An 18,797-nucleotide genomic window follows, 5' to 3' on the forward strand; every position below is an offset into this window, starting at 1 on the left:
CAGGGCCGGTATCGGAGAATTCCGACACCGGCCCTGAGGCGTTCCCGGGCCGGGGCCGCGTCTCGACTCAGCCCCGCTCCTTCGACGCCTTGCCCTCGACGGCTTCGACGACCTTCTTCGCTGTGGCCTTGGCCGAGCGAGGGTTCTGGCCGGTGACGAGGGTGCCGTCGGTCACGACGTAGGAGACGAACGGCAGTGTCGCCTTCTCGTAGCGCGCGCCGCGTCGCTTGGCCTGCTCCTCGGCGTTGTACGGGACCAGCTTGTCGACGCGGGCGAGGACCTCCTCGCTCCAGGCGAATCCCGTCATCCTGCGGCCGGCGATGAGGTAGGAGCCGTCGGAGAGCCGGGTGTTGAGCAGACCGCAGTAGCCGTGGCAGACCGAGGAGACGATGCCGCCGCGCTCATGGATCTCGCGGGTGATGCGTTGCAGGCCCTCGCTGTCGGGGAAGTCGTACATCACCGCGTGACCGCCGGTGAAGTAGATCGCGTCGTACTGGGAGGGGTCGATCCGGTCCGGGCTCGCCGTGTGCTCGAGCAGGGCCATCTTTTCGGGGTCGGCGCGCCACGCCTTGGCGGTCCTGTCGTCATTCGGGAACTTCAGCGCCCGCGGTTCGAGAGGCACCGCGCCGCCGGCCGGACTGACGAGCGTCTGCTCGTATCCGTGCTCCTCGAAGACGTGCCAGGCGTGCGTGAGTTCGGAGAGCCACAGGCCGGTGGTGCGGGACGGGTCGTCGTAGTGGCCTACGTTCGTGACGACGTTGAGGACGCGTCGCTTGGTCATGGCTGATTTTCCTTCATGCGGACCGGGGTCGTGAAATGACGGGCCGTCGTAGCCGGAGCCAGTGTGCTGTCAGCGGATGCCCAGGGCGCGCAGCGTCTTGAATGCCCGGGTCAGGATTCCGGCCCACTGCGCGTGTTCGACCCCGGTGGGCGGGGTGAAGCCCTGGAGGCGCTGGTGGGCGACGGTCTGGGCTTCGGTGTACTTGAGCAGTCCTTCGGCGCCGTGACGGCGGCCGAGGCCCGAGTCGCCCATGCCGCCCATCGGGGCGTCGATGCTGCCCCAGGCGGCGGCGAACGCCTCGTTGACGTTGACGGTGCCTGCGTGCAGTCGTCCCGCGACCTTGCGGGCCCGGGCGCCGTCGCGGCCCCAGATACTCGCGTTGAGGCCGTACGGCGTGGCGTTGGCCATTCCCACCGCCTCGTCGACCGACCGGTAGCGGTGGACCGACACCACCGGGCCGAACGTCTCGTGGTCGAACAGCGTCATCTCGGGGGTCACGTCTGCCAGGACCGTCGGCTCGTAGAACAGTGGCCCGAGGTCGGGCCGGGCCGTGCCTCCGGCCAGCACCGTGGCGCCCTTCGACACCGCGTCGTCGACGTGCGAGCCGACGGTCTCAAGCTGCGAGGGCGTGGTCAGCGAGCCCATGTCCACCGAGAAGTCGTAGGCCGCCCCCAGGCGCATGGCCCGGACGCGTTCGACGAACGCGGTGACGAAGGCGTCGTGGATCTCGTCGGCGACGTAGAGCCGCTCGATGGACACGCACAGTTGCCCGGCCGAGGGGAAACAGGCGGTGACCGCACCGGCGGCGGCCTTGTCGATGTCGGCATCGGCGAGGACGATCATGGCGTTCTTGCCGCCGAGTTCCAGGGACGCGCCGATCAGTCGCTGACCCGCGTCGCGCGCGATCCGGCGCCCGCTGGCAGTGGAACCGGTGAACATCATGTAGTCCGCGCCGGCCATGAGCGCGTCCCCGATGGAGCTGCCACGGCCGACCACCATCTGCCACACGTCGGCAGGCAGTCCGGCCTCGCGCATCAGGGCCAGCGCCCACAGCGCCGTCAGGGCGGTCTGCGTGTCGGGCTTCTGCACGACGGCGTTGCCGGCCATCAGGGCAGGGATGGCGTCCCCGGCGGCCATGCTGAGCGGGTAGTTCCAGGGCGAGATGACGGTGACGACGCCCTTGGGGTGACGTAGTTCGGCGGTGTGGGTCAGGACAGGGATCGCGCCCTTGCGGCGCTTCGGCGCGAGCAGCCGCCGTGCGCTGCGCGCGTAATAGCGTGCGGTGATGGCGATGTCGCTGATCTCAAGGAACGCGTCGCGACGGGTCTTGCCGCTCTCGGCCTGCATCAGGTCGAGGGCTTCCTCCTGCCGCTGGAGAACGAGGTCGTGGAAGCGCAGCATGATGCGCTTGCGCTCGGCCACCGGGGTGGCCGCCCAACCGGCCTGGGCGGCGCGCGCCCGGGCGAAGGCGTCCGCGACGTCGTCGGGGGTCGAGACCGGAAGGTCCGCGAGCGGCGTGCCCGTGTACGGCGAGGTCGTGGTGGTCCGCCGGCCGCGGGCACCAGCGGCCACCAGGGAGGCCAGGCGGGCGAGGCGGGACGGTGTCAGCCATGACGGGAGGGCGGCCTCGGCGGGGGTGGTGTCCGTGTCGGCGGGGGTGGTGTCCGTGGTGGTCATCGCGGTCTCAGCTCCTGTCCTTGAGGGAGGTGGGCACGGGCATGTGCAGCGCCAGCTGGCCCTCGGTGGTGACGTCGAGCTGGATCGTGCGGAACGGCTTCAGCGAGCGCAGGTCGTCACTCATCCGGCCCTCGCCGAGCCGGAGGTCCAGGCCGCGGGGGAACCGCGTGGTTCCCGAGTGGAGCATGTTGATCTGGCTGGTCGTGGAGTGCCAGGCGCCGTCGATCGTGGTGTACGAGGTCAGGGTCGAGACGTGTTCGCCGGTGGGCCGGGCGGTCTGCTTCGGGGTGGGTGCCGACAGGGCGAGGTCGAGGCCGCCCTGGTCGTTGGCGACCCTGGTGGAGGTGCGCGCGGTGTCGATGTCGACGTCGAGTTCCGTGACCCATTTGGGGAACCCGTAGGCGTCGTGGCCGCGCACCTGCGCGATCTCGGTGTTGACCGGGAGCGAGAGGACGTAGGAGTGCAGGGAGTCGTTCTTGAGCCCGGTGACCAGGTCGAGCAGGCCCAGCCCGCCGTGCCGCGCCGGCTTCACGGCGATGCCGATCGCGGCCTCGGTGTAGAAGTCGATGTCGCAGACGTCGTACCGAAAGGCCATCACGGAGACGATCCCGAGCCCCGGGGCGATCTCCAGCGGGTCGAGTTCCTGGGGCAGGCGGGCCCGGATCGCCCTGGTCGGCGCGAGCATCGTGAGCCGGGTCGTGGAGATGCGGTAGTAGAAGTTCGGCGTCAGCGTGGGCCCGATGCGGGAGTCCACGCGGTTCTTCGGCATCCGGCGGAAGAAGTCGACGCTGCCGACCCGCGGGTCCCGCTCGACCTCGTCGAGGTCGGTGTCCATGCGGAACCGGTCGTAGAGGCCCCCTTCGGGGACGGTGACGAGACGCCCTCCGAGATCGACCTCTACGGTCCGGCCGGTCAGTTTGTCGGTTGGTGGCATGGACTCTCTCCTCTGATGTGAGCGGCGTCAACATCGAGGATCGCACGGCATGTGAGCAGCGTCAACAAGGGGTGGCGCGGGAGGCTCGCGGGCGGGCGGCGCGTCTCAGGAGCCGGCCGACGTGATCGCCAGGAAGGCGCCACGTACCCGGTCGGCGACCTCCTCGCCCGACGTGGCGTGCAGTTTGCCGTCGAGGTACAGGCAGGCCAGTCCGTGGGCGAGCCCCCAGCCGGCCGAGGCGAGGGCCGAGGCGTCCGCGTCGGGGAAGACGCGATGGAGTGCGTCGGCCAGCAGCTCGTGCAGGGCGTCGGCCGCCTTGACCCGCTCGTCGTCGGCGTCGTCGCACGGCTTGCCGAACATCACGCGGAACAGGGCCGGACGGCGCAGCGCGAAGGTGACGTAGGCGACGGCGAACTCGGCCAGGTCCGTGAGCGAGGCGGGCAGGTCGCGCTCGCCGTCGAGGTCGGCCAGCAGATCCCGGAAGCCCTCGACGGCAAGCGCCGACTCCAGGGCGTCGCGGTCCTTGAAGTGGCGGTACGGCGCGGTCGGCGACACGCCGGCCCGGCGCGCGACGGCGCGCAGGGAGAAGGGCTCGCCGCGCTCCAGCATCTCCATCGCGGCCGACAGCAGCGCCGCGCGCAGATCGCCGTGATGGTAGCCACTCTTCTCCGAAGTTGACACTGTCTACTTCACTCTCCTATGCTGTGTTAGCGCTGTAAACATAGTGTACGTCCGAAGGAGCCGGGGCCCGCGGGAAGGGGCTCGCACGGCGCTCGGATGGGCTCACGCGGCGCTCACCGGCCGACCGGCGTACGCGGTCGACCCGCCGATATCACACCGGCCGTCGCTATCAGCCCGGGCGACGAGGCGTGGTCGCCGGTCGGGGCGGTCGACGGCCTCGCTGATCGCCTTTTCCTGTCCACCTCGGTGACACGCTGGCACCACACCGGCGATCCGGTGCCGAAGGCTCGGCCAACGACCGCATCGGCTGGGTCCGCACCCGTGGCCGCGGGGGTCGGCCGCGTCCGTCGTGGCACGACGCCGCTCGCGGCCGGGCTGTCGTCGGCACCCGCACCACCCACCTCAAGGAGATCCCATGCAGACCGTTCTCGGCGCCGGCGGCCCGATCGCCGACGAGCTCGTGAACGCGCTCCACCGCGACCACACCAAGGACATTCGCCTCGTCAGCCGCAAGCCGTCGAGGGTGAACGACACCGATGAACTCGTGGCAGCGGACCTCACCGACGCCGACGCCACCAGCCGTGCCGTCGCGGGCAGCGACATCGCCTACCTCACCGTCGGCCTGCCCCTGGACTCGGAGCTGTGGGAGCGGCAGTTCCCTGTCATCATGCGCAACGTCATCGACGCCTGCGCCGAACACGGCACGAAGCTCGTCTTCTTCGACAACACCTACATGTATCCCGGGACGTCGACGCCCCAGACCGAGTCGACGGCGTTCGCGCCGGGCGGACGTAAGGGACGGGTCCGCGGCCAGCTCGCCACCATGCTGCTGGAGGCCATGCGGGCGGGGCGGGTCGACGCCCTGATCGGCCGGGCGCCCGAGTTCTACGGTCCCGGCCGGACGAAGAGCTACACGAACTCGTTGGTGTTCGACCGGATCAAGGCGGGCAAGCGGCCGTTCGTCCCGGTCGACGCCCATGCCAAGCGTTCCCTGATCTGGACCCCCGACGCGAGCCGCGCTCTCGCCCTGCTCGGCAACACGCCGGATGCCTACGGCCAGACGTGGCACCTGCCGGTCGACCCCGACCGGCATTCCTACGCCCAGCTCATCAGGATCGCCGGTGAGGTCACCGGCGTCAGGATCGGCTACACGGTGCTGCCGATGCTCGCCTTCCGCCTGGCGCGCCGGTTCGTCAAGCCGCTCGGCGAGATGTACGAGCTGCTCGTCCGCTACCGGGACGACAACATCTTCGACAGCTCCAAGTTCGCGGCCCGCTTTCCCGACTTCCAGGTCACGAGCTACCGGGAGGGAGTGGAGCGGATTCTCGCCGGTTGATCCGTCGGCAGGCGCTCCTGCTGTCCGCCGCGCACCGTGACACCGAACCGCCTCCGGTACAACGGGCGCCCCGCCGCGTACGGATGAAAGGGTGCCGTTGTTGACGCGGTGAGGTTGGTGTCGCGCGAGTCTTCCGCCGTCCTGTTCGGGGTCGGTGGAGGACGGCGGAAGTGGTCCCGGATTCGCATCGCTGGTCGGAGCCGAGGCGGTTGCGCGGCCTGTGCGAGTCCGGCGCGATGAGCCTGCGGGAGACCGCGAAGGAGGACGGGCCGAACCGGCGCGCGGCGGCCAAGGGCCTGTCGGGCGAGACGCCGCGGCACTGCCGAGGAGGGCGCCCAAGGGGCGGCCGCACCGGCGGACGGGGGACGAGGCCGCGCCGTTGGGCGACGCGATGCTGCGGGCCGAGATCGTCCTCGAAGGGGCCGTGATCCACGAGCGCCGGGTGGCCGAGCGCGGATACATGGACCCGGCCCTCGTTGCTCCGTGTCAGGCGGGAGTGCGGGCGGCGCCGGTGCTCGTGACGTGGGGAGCGGAGGTCGCGGGCGTGGTCGTATCGCTCCCCTTCCTCGTCGCTCCCGGCCACGTCGGCCACGTCGGCCTCGTCCTCCTCGACGCCGGACCCGGTGGTGCGGGGCGGAGAGCCCGGCTGTGGGGGGCGTTCCGTTCTACACCCCCAGGATGCGGGAGAGCCCGTAGTCGAAACGCTCGTCGAAGGAGGTGTCCTCGAAGTACGCGGCGGCCCGGGACAGTGCGGGGTACGCGCCCGTGCCCAGCCGTCGCGCGAACGCCGGGCCCATCGCGTCGGGAAGCGCCTGCTCCTCCTGGGCCAGTCCCAGGGCGAAGTACACAAGACTCCAGCCCGTCCAGACCGCCTCGCGTTCCGTCAGTCCTCCGGCCAGCAGCGCCTCGGTCATCAGGTCGGCGAAGCGGAGCGTGGCGGGTTCGGCGGCGTACGTACCGGCCACGATCCTGGCCCCGTCCCGGTGGGCCAGCAGCGCGCGGCGGTAGCGGTGGAGCAGTTCGCGGACCCGTGGTTCCCAGGGCTCGGGCAGCCCGTCCACCGGGGCCCCGGCCACGATCGCGTCCGCCATCAACTCCAGCAGCCGCGCCTTGGTCTTCGCGTGCCAGAGCACGGTGTTCATCCGGACGCCGAGCCGGTCCGCGATGCCGCGGATCGAGAGCCTGTCCGCGCCCTTCTCCTCCAGCAGTTCCAGGGCCGTGCGCACCACCGTTCCGGGGTCGAGCCGGGGCTGGGCGAGATCCTCCGCTTGCTTCTTGGTCACCGACCTAGTCTACTGGGAGCACCCCGCCTTGGTCACCGACCAAGACATGTTTGAGGAGCTGTCATGGAGCACCCGCACGTCGTCATCGCAGGAGGCGGCCCCACCGGGCTGTGGCTGGCCGCCGAACTGCGGCTGAGCGGAACGCCGGTCACCGTCCTGGAAGCCCGCAGCGAGCGGGACCCCCACTCCAAGGCGCTCACCATCCATCCGCGCACACTGGAGATCCTGGCCACCCGGGGCGCGCTGGAGCCCTTCCTCGCGGAAGGGCGGCGCATCCCGAGCGGCCACTTCGGCGGGCTCGACGAGCGGATGGACTTCAGCGTCCTCGACACCCCGTACCCCTTCACACTCGCCCTGCCGCAGGCCCGTACCGAGGAGCTGCTGGAGGAGTACGGGAGGGCGGCCGGAGCCGGAATCCGGCGCGGGCACCGAGTGACCGGACTTGCCCAGGACGAAAGCGGGGTGAGTGTCGCGGCAACCGGCCCCGAAGGCCCGTACACACTGCGCGCCGACTACGTCGTCGGCTGCGACGGCACCCGAAGCACCGTGCGCGAGGCGGCCGGTATCGACTTCCCCGGCAACGACGCCACCACCTGGGGCTTCCTGGGCGACGTCGTCCTGGACAACCCGCCACGAGAAGCGGTGCCGACCGTGTCGGGCCCCGCCGGTGGTCTCATGATCGTCCCGATGCCGGGCGGCATCCACCGGATCGTCGGCGGCGACCCGGACAGCACAGGTACCGGCTACCCCGGCGAACTCACCCTCGACGGGCTGCGCGCCACGGTCACCCGGATCGCCGGTACCGATTTCGGCATGCGTGATCCGAGCTGGCTCTCCCGGTTCGGCAACGCCACCCGCCAGGCCGCCGCGTACCGCAGGGGCCGCGTCCTCCTCGCGGGGGACGCGGCCCACATGCACTACCCGGCCGGTGGCGTGGGCCTCAACGTCGGTATCCAGGACGCGACGAACCTCGGCTGGAAACTGGCCGCCACCGTGGCAGGCACCGCCCCCGCCGGGCTCCTGGACAGCTACCACAGCGAACGCCACCCGGTCGGCGCCGATCTGCTGCGCAGCACACGCGCCCAGACGGCACTGATGAACGCCTACTCGGCGGAGGGTCAGGACCTGCGCGCGCTCCTGGGACAGTTCATCGCGACCGTGCCCGAGTTCTCCCGAAACCTGGCCGAACGGCTCTCCGCGCTGGCAGTCACCTACCCGGGACCCCCACACGGCCACCCCCTGACCGGTCACCGCGCGCCCAACATCGAACTCTCCGACAGCACCGACCTCTTCACACTGCTCAGGGCCGGCCGCCACGTCCTGTTGCACTTCACCGGCACCGCGGCACCGTCCGCGATCTCTCACGTCATCACGCACACCGCGCCCCGGCCCGATCCGCGACCCGCCTGGTCCCGCGTGCGTGCCGCGCTCATCCGCCCCGACGGGCATGTCGCCTGGGCGAGCGAGCAGACCGACACCGAAGCCCTGCGGACCGCGGCGCGCGCGGCGGTGTCCGCGACTCGACGCTGACCGGGCCCGGCCCTCGCCGTGCGAACCGCGGTGAGGGCATCGGCCCGCGGCAGGCGGGGGCGCCGACGAGGCGGGACCGCCCGCCGAGTTCCCTCACGGGACCACCGTGACCGGGGAGGACGTGCGCCGCCGGCTCACCTCGCCCGGACGAGGGCTCGTCGCACCGCGAGCGGCCGCGTCCACACCGGCAGGCGTGCCGACCGCCGTGCCGGGCGTCAACGCGTCGTCCGGCGGGCCCCGCGGCGTCGCCCTCGATACACCGTCCGGCGTCTCGTCGGGCAGTGACGGCGAGGCGTCCGCCCGGCCTGCCGGGGCGCCGTCGTTTCGCGCGGAGCCGGGTTCGTCGGCGCGTATTCCCTCGCGCGTATCCCCCCGCGCGTATCCCCCCGCGCGTATCCCCCCGCGCGTATCCCCCCGCGCGTATTCGTCCGCTCAGGGGCCGCCGGGAGCACGTGCTTTCCAGCGGCGGGCTTCAGGGGCGGGCTTCAGCGGCGGGCTTCAGGGGGGCCTGCGCACCGACTCGTTTGTCGCACCGGCGCCACCACTCCAACGGACAGGGCGGTGTTGACTAGAATTCTCTCTCATGTCGAAGCCTGACGAACTGCTCGTTGACGTAGCTGCCTTGGTGGAGTCCGGGCGCAGCAACCAGATGACCCTGACCGTGGTCGCCGGTGGCGCTGTGATCACGGGGCGTCTGGCTCCCGAAGCCGTCTGGAGGCAGCGGGTGCGCGAGGTACTGGCGGACTCGGCCCGCCTCCAGGAATTTTCCGCCGCCTTCACCGATGCGAGGCGTGAGGGGAAGGCGCCGACGCATCTGCATTTCCATGTGGCGCGGATCTTGCAGGGCACGGTGGGGATTCCGGAGACAGGGGGGATGTACCGCGTGGCGATCGATGACGTCAGCGCTTGGACCGTGGGCGACTTCAGCTACTCCGACCAGTGAGATCGCGACGTTGCCGGCTGACGGGTGACGCGGTGACGCGGTGACGCGGTGACGCGGTGACGCGGTGACGCGGTGAGGGTCCGACCGGAGCTGCCGGTCGGACCCTCACCCTTGTCCGCGGTGGCGGCCCGGGGCTCGCCGCCCCTCAGAGGGTCGCGGGGACGCCGAGCATCGCGGAAGCCTGCTGGACGGAACCGGGGGTGTGCGGGGGCGCGGCCGCCGGGCGGGGGCCGCGGCAGGTGAAGCCGAGACGCGTCATGGCCCGGAGGACTTCACCGGCGCTGAAGTCGCGACGGTCCTGGCGTGTGATGACGTGCCCGACCTGTTTGACCGGGTAGGTGCGGCGGCCGATGATCACGGACTCGCCGGTGACCTCTTCGGGCTCGACGCCCCTCATGGATTCCAGGACGCCGCTCTTGGTGAGGTCGAACGGGAAGCGGGCGATGATACAGCGCATGATGCCTCACAGGGAGAAACGGGATGGCACCGCCGCGGTGCGGCGGGTCGGCGATGCGGGCTCGGCTTCGGCGGGCGTGGGCGCGGGAAGGTGAGCGGCCCACTGCTACCCGCGACGTCGCCGGTCGGACCTGATCCGTATGCGCGAGGGGTGTGTCCGAACCCGCATCTCAAGGCACCTCGTGCGGTCGCGGGTCGCTTTCCTGAGTGCGCGGTCTCTACACCGCCGCGTCGAAGGAGGTCTGCCGCGCCGTGCCGCGCGGGGCGATCGGGGCCCGGCGCCGTCGTCCGCGTGAGGCCGCGCCGCGCTTGCGTCGCTCCGCCCCGGGCGCGGCGATCGTGACGGGAATGCCGGAAGGTTCCTTCGCACCGGTGATCTGATGCAGCGCCTCCTCGCCCGCCCGAATCCGGGTGGTCCTGGGCACGATCCCCGCGGCGGCCATGAGGCGGCTCATGTCGCCGCGCTGCTGGGGGGTGACCAGCGTGACGACGCTCCCCGGCTCGCCGGCCCGCGCGGTGCGGCCGCCGCGGTGGAGGTAATCCTTGTGATCGGTCGGCGGGTCGATGTTGACGACGAGGTCGAGGTTGTCGACGTGGATACCGCGGGCGGCGACGTTCGTGGCGACGAGCACGGTGACGTGCCCGGTCTTGAACTGCGTCAGGGTGCGGGTCCGCTGCGACTGCGCCTTTCCACCGTGCAGGGCGGCGGCCCGGACCCCGCTGGCCAGCAGGTGGGCGGTGAGCTTGTCCACCGCGCGCTTGGTGTCCAGGAACATGATCACCCGCCCGTCACGGGCCGCGATCTCGGTGGTCGTACGGTGCTTGTCCGCGCCGTGGATGTGCAGGACGTGGTGCTCCATCGCGGTGACCGCGCCCGCGGACGGGTCGACGGAGTGGACGACCGGGTCCGTGAGGTAGCGGCGGACCAGGCGGTCCACGTTGCGGTCCAGGGTGGCCGAGAACAGCATCCGCTGGCCCTCGGGGCGGACTTGGTCCAGAAGTGCCGTGACCTGGGGCATGAAGCCCATGTCGGCCATCTGGTCGGCCTCGTCCAGGACGGTGATCGCGACCTGGTTGAGCCGGCAGTCACCGCGGTCGATGAGGTCCTTGAGCCGGCCCGGCGTGGCGACGACCACTTCGGTGCCGTCCCGCAGCGCTCCCGCCTGCCTGCCGATCGGCATTCCGCCGACGACGGTGGCCAGGCGCAACTTCACCGAGCGGGCGTAGGGGGTGAGCGCGTCGGCCACCTGCTGGGCCAGCTCACGCGTCGGGACGAGGACCAGGGCCAGCGGCCGGCCGGGCTCGGCGCGTTGGCCGGCGGTGCGGGCCAGCAGAGCCAGGCCGAAGGCGAGGGTCTTCCCTGACCCCGTGCGTCCACGTCCCAGGGCGTCGCGGCCCGCGAGAGTGTTGGGCAGGGTCGCACCCTGGATCGGGAACGGGACGCGCACGCCGTGCCCGGTCAGCGTCGCCAGCAGAGGGGCGGGCATGTCGAGGTCGGCGAACGACTCGACCGCCGGCAGTGCGGGAGTGATCGTCTTCGGCAGGGCGAACTCGCCCGGGGCCGCGGCGGACCGCCGTCCGTGGCCACCCGAGCGGTGCGGGGCCGACGAGCCGAAGCGACCGCCGCGTCCCGCACCGGCGCCGTCCGCGCGGCGGGCCCTTGAGGTCCGGTCGTTCGTGCGTGTGCGGTCGCTCGTCCGTGTGCGGTCGTTCGTGCGTGTGCGGTCGTTCGTGCGTGTGGGGTTCATATGAGAACCTTCCTCGATACGGCACGTATCAAGGAATTCCCGCAACGAAAAGGCAGCGCAGGGAAGTACGAGAACGAGCCGGGGTGGAATGCGAAGGCGAATCCGCTGGACAGTGAATTCGCGCGGATTCGGGTGCTGAACGGAGCACTTCACAGGGGCGCGAAGCCCTGGACGGGCGCGGCCCGGAAAAAGCGGGCGCGCCGGGCGAGGAGAGGGCCCGCACCCCGAGGGATGCGGGCCCCGGCTACGAAGTGCGCGTCGGGTCAGGCCGGAACGATGTTCTCGGCCGTCGGGCCCTTCTGGCCCGCCGCGATATCGAACGAGACCTTCTGGCCTTCGAGCAGCTCCCGGAAGCCGTCGGCGGCGATGTTCGAGAAGTGGGCGAACACGTCGGCACCCCCACCGTCCTGCTCGATGAAACCGAATCCCTTGGCCGCGTTGAACCACTTCACAGTGCCGGACGCCATGTCATATCTCCTTGTGGGCAGTACGCCGGTACCCGCGATCGCGGACACCGGGTCGCCGTGATGATGCCCTGCCCGGAGAACAACCGGAAACGCACAACGCCTCCCGCAGCGCAATGCTGACGTAAGCGTCGAAAATTTGGGAACCACAACTGCAACTGGGACGGACACTAGCACGCGGCTATGGTGTACGCCCGGTTTCTTATGGAGCCCTGATTACGCCGGTAGAAACACTCTGCACGCGGCACGCCAAAAACTCATCCGGCCGCAACAGATAGGCGAGTGACGGGAAATTTCTTTCGCGGTGCGGTCCGGTCGAGAGCGGTGTGGCGCCGGACGGTGACGGGGGTCGCGCTCCTGCCGCCGGAGGGATACTCGGCTGTCATGGGCTCATGCGGCGCATCGGCGGCGGGAGGGCGTCGGCGGGTTTCCGCGACCGGAGGTCAGGCGTCGGTATCGGACTCGGCGGCGGCGCGGCGGTACTCCGCGTTGATACGGCGGGCCTCTTCGAGCTGGTCTTCGAGGATGACGATGCGGCAGGCGGCCTCGACGGGCGTGCCCTGGTCGACGAGTTCGCGGGCACGGGCGGCGATGCGCAGCTGATAGCGGGAGTAGCGGCGGTGGCCGCCCTCGGAACGCAGCGGAGTGATGAGGCGGGCTTCGCCGACGGCGCGGAGGAAGCCCGGCGTGGTGCCGAGCATCGCTGCGGCCCGGCCCATCGTGTAGGCGGGATAGTCGTCGTCGTCGAGACGGCCGAACGAGTCGTCTGCTGTCATTTGCACCTCTCTGTGGAACGCGTCGAGGGGCTCGGGTGCCGTATCGCACCCGAGCCCCGAAGGAACTGCTACACCATCCGCCGACCTTGATACCGCGTCGGCCTCTTGTTTCCGCTGCCCCGACCTGAGGACTGTCGGGGGTGCGGGGATCGCGGTTGTTTGACCGGAGACCACCTCACTATCGATGTCCTGCGGTACCCGGGCTCAGTCTCCGCCCGGGCGATCCTGATGGCGTCTGGTTCCTCCGTTCTTCCCTCTGGGATCACATACGTGTCCGTCTTCGGCAGCCAGCCCCGTTGCCCGTCCTGCGTCTGCTCCGGCTTGGAACCCCACTGCCGAACCTCCCGGTGCGCGCGCCCGCAGCCGACGCCTTCACCGAGGTGCTGCTCACCTGACTCCGCTGCGGAATACGACTACTGCCTGAACCGCGGTACTTCACGGCGGCCCCTGATCACCGCGGGCCACCCGGTCCGGTCGTCAGTCCCGTCGCCGCCCTGCGACAACGTGGCTCCGGGACTCCACCACCGCACCGTCCTGCGCATCGCGACCGCAGGTGCAGCCGACTGGCGGTTCACCTCCGCCGTGCCGTGCCGCTCCCCGGCCACGAGGAAAACCCTAGCCGCACCATCCCTCAATGTCTACTCTGGCCAACATAGATTTTCGTGACTCGCGAGATGGAGTAGTCGGCACCGGAGCGCGCGGACCGTGGCCGCGGCGCGGCCGGGAAAGCCGTTGACGCGCGCCCGGTTCGCGCATCGCCTCGGCCCGCCGCCCGGGGGGTGCTCAGCAGGTGCGCGACGCGCTCCTCGGGGAGGCCCCGCTCACGGCGGTGATCGCCGCGTGCCCCGGTGACGGCGGGGCGCCCACGGCCCGTGTGCTGGGGGCGAATGTGGCCGCCGCGGGGCGCATCGCGCGGGAAGGCCGGCTCGGACCGGCCGAAAACGCCGCGGCCGCCGGGAGTCCCGGCGCCGGTGGGCTCGTCGTGCCCCGCGGCTCACTGTCCGACCGGCTCCGCGAGGCACTGGCCGCGCTCGCCCCGCGTTCGACGCCGCCGAACGACGCCCCGCGCCCTGGAACGCGAAGGGTCGCCGCCGGGCCGACCCGGCGGCGACCCCGAGGGTTCAGTCCCGGGAGGGGCCGCGGTGCTCGGGCGCCGGCGGGACGGGACGAGTGCGCGAGGGCGGGGCCTGGTGGGGGGCGCTGCCCCAGCGCTTGTCCGGCTCGGCGCCCATCTCCAGCGTGAGGTGCCCGCCCGAGACGATCTCCTCGTGGGTGATCCACGCGCGGTCCAGGGGCCGCCCGTTGAGCCGGGCCGCGCGTACGTACATGTTCTTCGCCGAGTTGTGCCGCGCCTCGATCGTGAAGCGGGTGCCGCGGCTGGTGGTGAACACCACCTCGTCGAAGAGGGGGCTGCCGAGCGCGTACACGCCACTCGCCGGGGCCACCGGGTAGAAGCCGGACGCCGCCAGTACGTACCAGGCCGACATCTGGCCGCAGTCGTCGTTGCCCGAGAGCCCGGCAGGGCCCGTCGCGTAGGCGTGCTCGCACACGTACCGGGACCACTTCTGCGTCAGCCAGGGCGCGCCCGCGTGCGCGAACATGAAAGCCATCTGGTGCACCGGCTCGTTGGAGTGGTTGTACTTGTCGTTCCACACCATCATCTTGTCCGGCGGTGTCTGCCGGAACATGTCGTCGAGCCGCGAGACGAAGGCGTCCCTGCCGCCGAGCAGTTCGATCAGCCCCGGCACATCGTGCGGCACGAACCAGCCCTGCTGCTCGGGGTTGGACTCGGTGCAGCCGTCCTGGTCGCCCATCCAGGAACCGTCCGCGTTCCTGCCCCGGAACCAGCCGACGTCCTCGCGGAACACGTTCCGGTAGTTCCGCGCGGTCCGGTCGAGCCGCCGCGCGTCCGCCGTGCGCCCCCGCGCCTCGGCGAACCGGGCCAGGGCGTAGTCCGAGTAGGCGTTCTCCAGGGTCTTCGACAGGCTCGTGTCCACGCAGTACCCGAGCTTCGTCCAGTTGTCGAAGTCGTTGCGGTTGGACTTCTCGGCGGGGCCGATGGCGACGTCGCGGCAGTACGCGTACGCCTTGTCCACGTCGAAGCCGCGCACCCCCTTGACGTACGCCTCCGAGATGATGTTGACCGCCGGGTCGCCGACCATCGTGTCGGTGTCCGTGCCGAGCAGTTCCCAGCGGGCCAGGCCCTTCACGCGTCCCGAGTCGGTCAGCGCGAGCAGGGTGTTCACCTCGTCGCTCACGGTCTGCTCGTCGATGATCGTCAGGAGCGGGAACTGGGCGCGGAAGACGTCCCAGCCGCTGAAGACGGTGCGCTGCGTGAAGGGGTCCCTGCGCACGGGGCCCTCGCCGAAGCGCGAGCCGCCGTCCGCGTCGCTGGAGATCCGCGGGTCGATCATGGTGTGGTAGAGCGCCGAGTAGAAGATCTCCCGCTGCTCGGCCGAGCCGCCCTTGACGGCGATCCTGCCGAGCGCCTTCGACCACGCCGTGCGGGCCGAGGCGTGCGCGCGGTCGAAGTCCCAGTGGGGGAGGGAGTCCCTGAGGTTGTTCCGCGCCCCCGCCACGCTGGTGAAGGACACGCCCGCCTTGACCTGTACGTGCTGGCCCGCGCGTACGGGGAACTCCACGAAGAAGCCCGCGCTGTCACCGCTGCTGCTCTGCCGGGTCGCGTCACGGCGGACCGTGTCGCCGTCCCAGGTGCCGAGGGAGGCGATCCGCCGCTCGAAGCGCATCGAGAAGTAGACCGTGTACGCAGGCCCGTTGCCGCAGATCCAGCCGCCGCCCGAGCGGTCGGCGCGCATCGAGCCCTCGACCGTCCAGGGGTCGGCGAGCCGCAGTTCCTGGGCGACCGAGTGGGAGCCGTCGAAGCCGATCCGGCGCGCGAGATCGACCTTGATCCGGCCCGTGCCCGCCGTGCCGAACGTGAAGCGGAGCATCCCGGCCCGCGGCGCGGCCGTCATCTCGGCGCGCACCGCGTACCGGTCGAGGTCGACCGCGTAGTAGCCGGCGGTCGCCACCTCGGTCTCCTTGCGGAACGCGCTTTTCGCCGCGTCCCTGCCGGTGACGGGTTCGCCGGTCTGGGGCATGACCTGGAGGTTGCCGAGGTCGCCGTAACAGCCGATGCCGCCGAGGTGCAGGAAGCTGAAGCCCTCGATCGTCGTCATGTCGGCCGAGTAGCCGCTGCCGTTGTCCCCGCCGCTGACGGTGTCGGGGCTCAGCTGCACCATCCCGAACGGGGTGTCGGCGCCCGGGAAGGTCTTGCCGCACGCGGTGTCGGGCGAGGTCGTCAGCGCGCCCGTGAGCGGATTGACGCAATCGACGGGCGCGGTCGCGCGGCGCACCGACCCCGCGGCGGGCCCCGCCCCGCGCGCGGACGGGGGCGCGGTGTACGTCGCGTGCGCCGTGCCGCCGATCCCGAGCGCCGCCGCCGCGGCGGCCGCTCCCGTTCCGGTGAGGAAGGCGCGTCGGTGCAGCGGGCTCTCGGGAGGGGTGCGGTCCATTGCGTTCTCCAGTCCGGCGACGTTGTCCTGTCGCGGTCGACGTGTGGCACGCGGCCCCCGTTCCAAGGGCCGTGCGTGAGCGGGTTCGTGCTTCGTCCTCGTCGGGTGCCCGTCCGGGGCGACGGCGCGTCAGGTGCCTACCGGCCGGGGAACGTCAGGGTCACCGACCGGCCGGGCCGCAGTCGTACGGAGCGCTCGTGCCGCCCGGCCGCCACGGTGACCGCTGTGCCGCCCGTGCTGCGGACGACCGCGCGGGTCACCTCTCCCGCGGACCAGCTCATGTCGACGCTGAAGGCACCGCGGGCGCCCAGGCCCCGTGCGTGTCCCTCCGCCCAGGCGGCGGGCAGGGCAGGGAGCAGTTCGATGCGGCCGGGGCGCGAGTACAGCAGCATCTCCAGCATCGCGGTGGGGGTGCCGAGGTTGGCGTCGATCTGGAAGATGCCCCGCTCGGCGTCTGCCTGGTAGATGTCGAAGAGATTCGGGGCCGTGCCGTTGCTCGTCCCGGACGACGGGGCGAGATTGGTGGCGATGAGCCGGTAGGCGGTCTCCGCCTCGCCCAGGCGCGCCCAGCACAGGGCCCGCCACGCGTTGGCCCAGCCGTAGCTGTCCATGCCCCGCGCGGTGAGCAGCGCGCGGACACCGGCGATGAGTTCGGGGGAGGAGTGCGCGGGGTGGACCCGGTCGCCGGGGAAGAGGCCGATGAGCGGGGAGAGGTGGCGGTGCGTGGTCTCGCCGAGGTTGTCGGGGGACATCCACTCCTCCAGCCAGCCCGTGGTGGGGCTGACGCGCGGCAGGTACAGGCGGTTCCGCAGGTCGGTGACGGTCCGTGCGTGGCGCCTCTCGCGGCGCAGGACGGCACACGCCCGCGCGTAGTTGCCGAACAGGGCGTGCACCAGTTCCTGTGCGTAGGTGTTGCCGCGGGTGTCCTGCGGGCCGTGCTCGGGTGACCAGTCCTTGTCGTCCACCAGCACTTCGCGGGTGCGCCCGGTGGCGGGGTCGTCGACGGTCGTGGTGACGAGCCGGCTCTCCCAGAACTCGCAGGCGCCCTTGAGGAGGGGGAAGATCCGGGCGAGCGTGGCGCGGTCCTGCGTGTACTCGTAGTGCGCGAACAGGGTGTTGCACAGCCAGGCGTTGGCGGCCGGGTGCCACCACCAGCCCGAGCCGCCGTGGATGTTGGTGGAGAAGGCGACGGCCCAGCCGGCCACCTTTCCGCTGGAGTTGCGGAAGCGGTTGCGCGGGTCGTCGAAGGTGCGGGCGGTCACCTCGGTCCAGACCGGGAGCTGGGAGAGGCAGTAGTCGGTGAGGGCGTCGAAGCAGCCCGGCAGTCCCGCGCGGTCGGCGGGCCAGTAGTTCATCTGCACGTTGATGTCGGTGTGGTAATCGCCCATCCAGTCCGGGTCGTTGCCGTCCAGCCACAGGCCCTGGAGGCCCAGCGGCAGGCTGTCGCGCGAGCCGGCGATCATCAGGTAGCGGCCGTACTGGAGGTAGGTCGCCTCCAGCTCCGGGTCCGGCGCGGCGCCCGCGGCCGCTCGTGCGCGCAGCCGTGCCCAGGTGTCGAGGCCGCGCTGCGCGCGGCTGGAGGTGCCGAGGGAGACGTCGAAGGTGCCGAAGAGCCGCCGGTGGTCGGCGATGTGCGTGTCACGCACTACCCGCGGATCGTGCCGCAGGGCGTCCAGGACCTTGCGGCGGGCGAGCCGGTGCGGGTCGGCCGCCGGGTCACGGAAACCGTGCGCGGCGTCGGGCGCGTAGTCGGTGCCGCCGCAGAGCACGACGGTGAGGTCGGGGCAGTCCGTGAAGACGACGGCGTCGTCCGTCACGGTGACGGTGCCGCCCGTGGACCGGGCGCTCACGGCGGCGGCGTAGCGCAGTCCGTTGGCGAAGGAGCCGGTGAACGAGCAGGAGCCTTCGGCCCGGTGGGCGCCGGTGGTCTCGCCGTGGGTGCCGGACAGCTCGACGCGGCCGGAGTGCGTGCCCTTCCCCTCGCGCGTGAGGTGGAGGACGATCACGTCGTCCGGGTGGCTGGCGTACACCTCCCGCGCGTAGGTGGTGCCGTCCTTCGTGTACCGCGTGCGCACCACGCCGTCGCCGAGGTCCAGTTCGCGCCGGTAGCCGGAGACGGAACCCGCCGCGTGCCCTTCGAGCGTCACGGTGAGCAGCGCGAGCTGGGTGAACGACCCGAAGTCCTCGCGTCCGTAGGGGAATTGCCCGTCCTGATCGAGGACGTCGTTGCGGCCGCCCGTCCACAGCGTGCCGTCGGTGACGTGGAGGAGTTCCCGGGCGGGTGCGGAGCCGACGAGGGCGCCGAGGCGGCCGTTGCCGAGGGGCAGCCCTTCCTTGATCATCCGGGCGTCGTCGGCGGGGGAGGAGTACCACAGCCGTGGTGCGGGCGGCTCGGGAGCGGCGGGGGTGCTGCCGGGGCGTGGTGGCTCGGCGGCGCGCGCGGTGAAGGCGGGCAGGGCGAACATCGCGGCGAACGCGCCCGCGCCGGCAGCGAGCAGGCCGCGGCGGCTCGGGTACGAACCCGCGGGCGCGGGCGGCGTCTTGGGGCTCGGCATGGGCGCGGCTCCAGTGCGGGGAGTGGGGGTGGGGGTGAGGTGGGGGCGCTGCGCCGTGCACCGTAAATCTAATAATTAACGTAATCAACACCTCTGACGGCACTGCTTCCCCGCCGAC

14 protein-coding genes are annotated in these 18,797 nt (G+C 71.3%); 3 read left to right on the forward strand and 11 right to left on the reverse strand.

What is annotated here, in order from left to right; all coding sequences use genetic code 11:
- Positions 1-67 precede the first annotated feature (67 nt).
- The 4 genes from ACQYWQ_RS27175 to ACQYWQ_RS27190 all read right to left on the reverse strand — a co-directional run bounded on the left by ACQYWQ_RS27175 (position 68) and on the right by ACQYWQ_RS27190 (position 4,073).
- The gene (locus ACQYWQ_RS27175) at positions 68-781 is read right to left on the reverse strand and encodes a type 1 glutamine amidotransferase domain-containing protein (protein ID WP_431038254.1); all 714 of its coding nucleotides are present in this window, start codon (positions 779-781) and stop codon (positions 68-70) included.
- Positions 782-850: 69 nt separating this feature from the next.
- Positions 851-2,458, reverse strand: coding sequence for a succinic semialdehyde dehydrogenase (locus tag ACQYWQ_RS27180; RefSeq protein WP_431038256.1), 1,608 nt, complete (start codon positions 2,456-2,458; stop codon positions 851-853).
- A gap of 7 nt (positions 2,459-2,465) precedes the next feature.
- Positions 2,466-3,392, reverse strand: a complete 927-nt coding sequence (locus ACQYWQ_RS27185; RefSeq protein ID WP_431038257.1) for an acetoacetate decarboxylase family protein — start codon at positions 3,390-3,392, stop codon at positions 2,466-2,468.
- A 105-nt stretch (positions 3,393-3,497) separates the two neighbouring features.
- Positions 3,498-4,073, reverse strand: coding sequence for a TetR/AcrR family transcriptional regulator (locus ACQYWQ_RS27190; RefSeq protein ID WP_431038259.1), 576 nt, complete (start codon positions 4,071-4,073; stop codon positions 3,498-3,500).
- A gap of 415 nt (positions 4,074-4,488) precedes the next feature.
- On the opposite strand from ACQYWQ_RS27190, the gene ACQYWQ_RS27195 reads away from it, so the two are divergent.
- Positions 4,489-5,409, forward strand: coding sequence for an NAD-dependent epimerase/dehydratase family protein (locus ACQYWQ_RS27195; RefSeq protein ID WP_431038261.1), 921 nt, complete (start codon positions 4,489-4,491; stop codon positions 5,407-5,409).
- Positions 5,410-6,074: 665 nt separating this feature from the next.
- On the opposite strand, the gene ACQYWQ_RS27200 is transcribed toward ACQYWQ_RS27195, so the two are convergent.
- The gene (locus ACQYWQ_RS27200) at positions 6,075-6,692 is read right to left on the reverse strand and encodes a TetR/AcrR family transcriptional regulator C-terminal domain-containing protein (RefSeq protein ID WP_431038262.1); all 618 of its coding nucleotides are present in this window, start codon (positions 6,690-6,692) and stop codon (positions 6,075-6,077) included.
- A 63-nt stretch (positions 6,693-6,755) separates the two neighbouring features.
- Between ACQYWQ_RS27200 and ACQYWQ_RS27205 the strand changes: the two genes are divergently transcribed.
- Together ACQYWQ_RS27205 and ACQYWQ_RS27210 are read left to right on the forward strand one after the other, a co-directional pair.
- Complete coding sequence (locus ACQYWQ_RS27205; protein WP_431038264.1) at positions 6,756-8,222, forward strand: FAD-dependent monooxygenase; 1,467 nt, start codon at positions 6,756-6,758, stop codon at positions 8,220-8,222.
- A 583-nt stretch (positions 8,223-8,805) separates the two neighbouring features.
- Positions 8,806-9,165 (forward strand): hypothetical protein, encoded by a 360-nt coding sequence (locus tag ACQYWQ_RS27210; protein ID WP_431038266.1) that lies wholly within the window; start codon positions 8,806-8,808, stop codon positions 9,163-9,165.
- Between the two features lie 145 nt (positions 9,166-9,310).
- On the opposite strand, the gene ACQYWQ_RS27215 is transcribed toward ACQYWQ_RS27210, so the two are convergent.
- The 6 genes from ACQYWQ_RS27215 to ACQYWQ_RS27240 form a co-directional block, all read right to left on the reverse strand.
- Positions 9,311-9,622 carry an SCO5918 family protein gene (locus ACQYWQ_RS27215; RefSeq protein ID WP_431038268.1) on the reverse strand — a complete coding sequence of 104 codons (312 nt, stop codon included), beginning with the start codon at positions 9,620-9,622 and terminating at the stop codon, positions 9,311-9,313.
- A gap of 217 nt (positions 9,623-9,839) precedes the next feature.
- On the reverse strand, positions 9,840-11,369 hold the full coding sequence (locus ACQYWQ_RS27220) for a DEAD/DEAH box helicase (protein ID WP_431038269.1): 1,530 nt from the start codon (positions 11,367-11,369) through the stop codon (positions 9,840-9,842).
- 263 nt (positions 11,370-11,632) lie between these two features.
- Positions 11,633-11,836 (reverse strand): cold-shock protein, encoded by a 204-nt coding sequence (locus ACQYWQ_RS27225; protein ID WP_431038271.1) that lies wholly within the window; start codon positions 11,834-11,836, stop codon positions 11,633-11,635.
- Between the two features lie 440 nt (positions 11,837-12,276).
- Positions 12,277-12,609 carry a MerR family transcriptional regulator gene (locus tag ACQYWQ_RS27230; protein ID WP_431038273.1) on the reverse strand — a complete coding sequence of 111 codons (333 nt, stop codon included), beginning with the start codon at positions 12,607-12,609 and terminating at the stop codon, positions 12,277-12,279.
- 1,121 nt (positions 12,610-13,730) lie between these two features.
- Complete coding sequence (locus ACQYWQ_RS27235) at positions 13,731-16,124, reverse strand: GH92 family glycosyl hydrolase (protein ID WP_431038274.1); 2,394 nt, start codon at positions 16,122-16,124, stop codon at positions 13,731-13,733.
- 137 nt (positions 16,125-16,261) lie between these two features.
- Complete coding sequence (locus tag ACQYWQ_RS27240; protein ID WP_431038275.1) at positions 16,262-18,679, reverse strand: glycoside hydrolase family 95 protein; 2,418 nt, start codon at positions 18,677-18,679, stop codon at positions 16,262-16,264.
- Between the last annotated feature and the right edge of the window lie 118 nt (positions 18,680-18,797).

The sequence above is a fragment of the Streptomyces sp. P6-2-1 genome (genome assembly GCF_050613165.1).
In the GTDB taxonomy this organism is placed as follows: Bacteria; Actinomycetota; Actinomycetes; order Streptomycetales; family Streptomycetaceae; genus Streptomyces.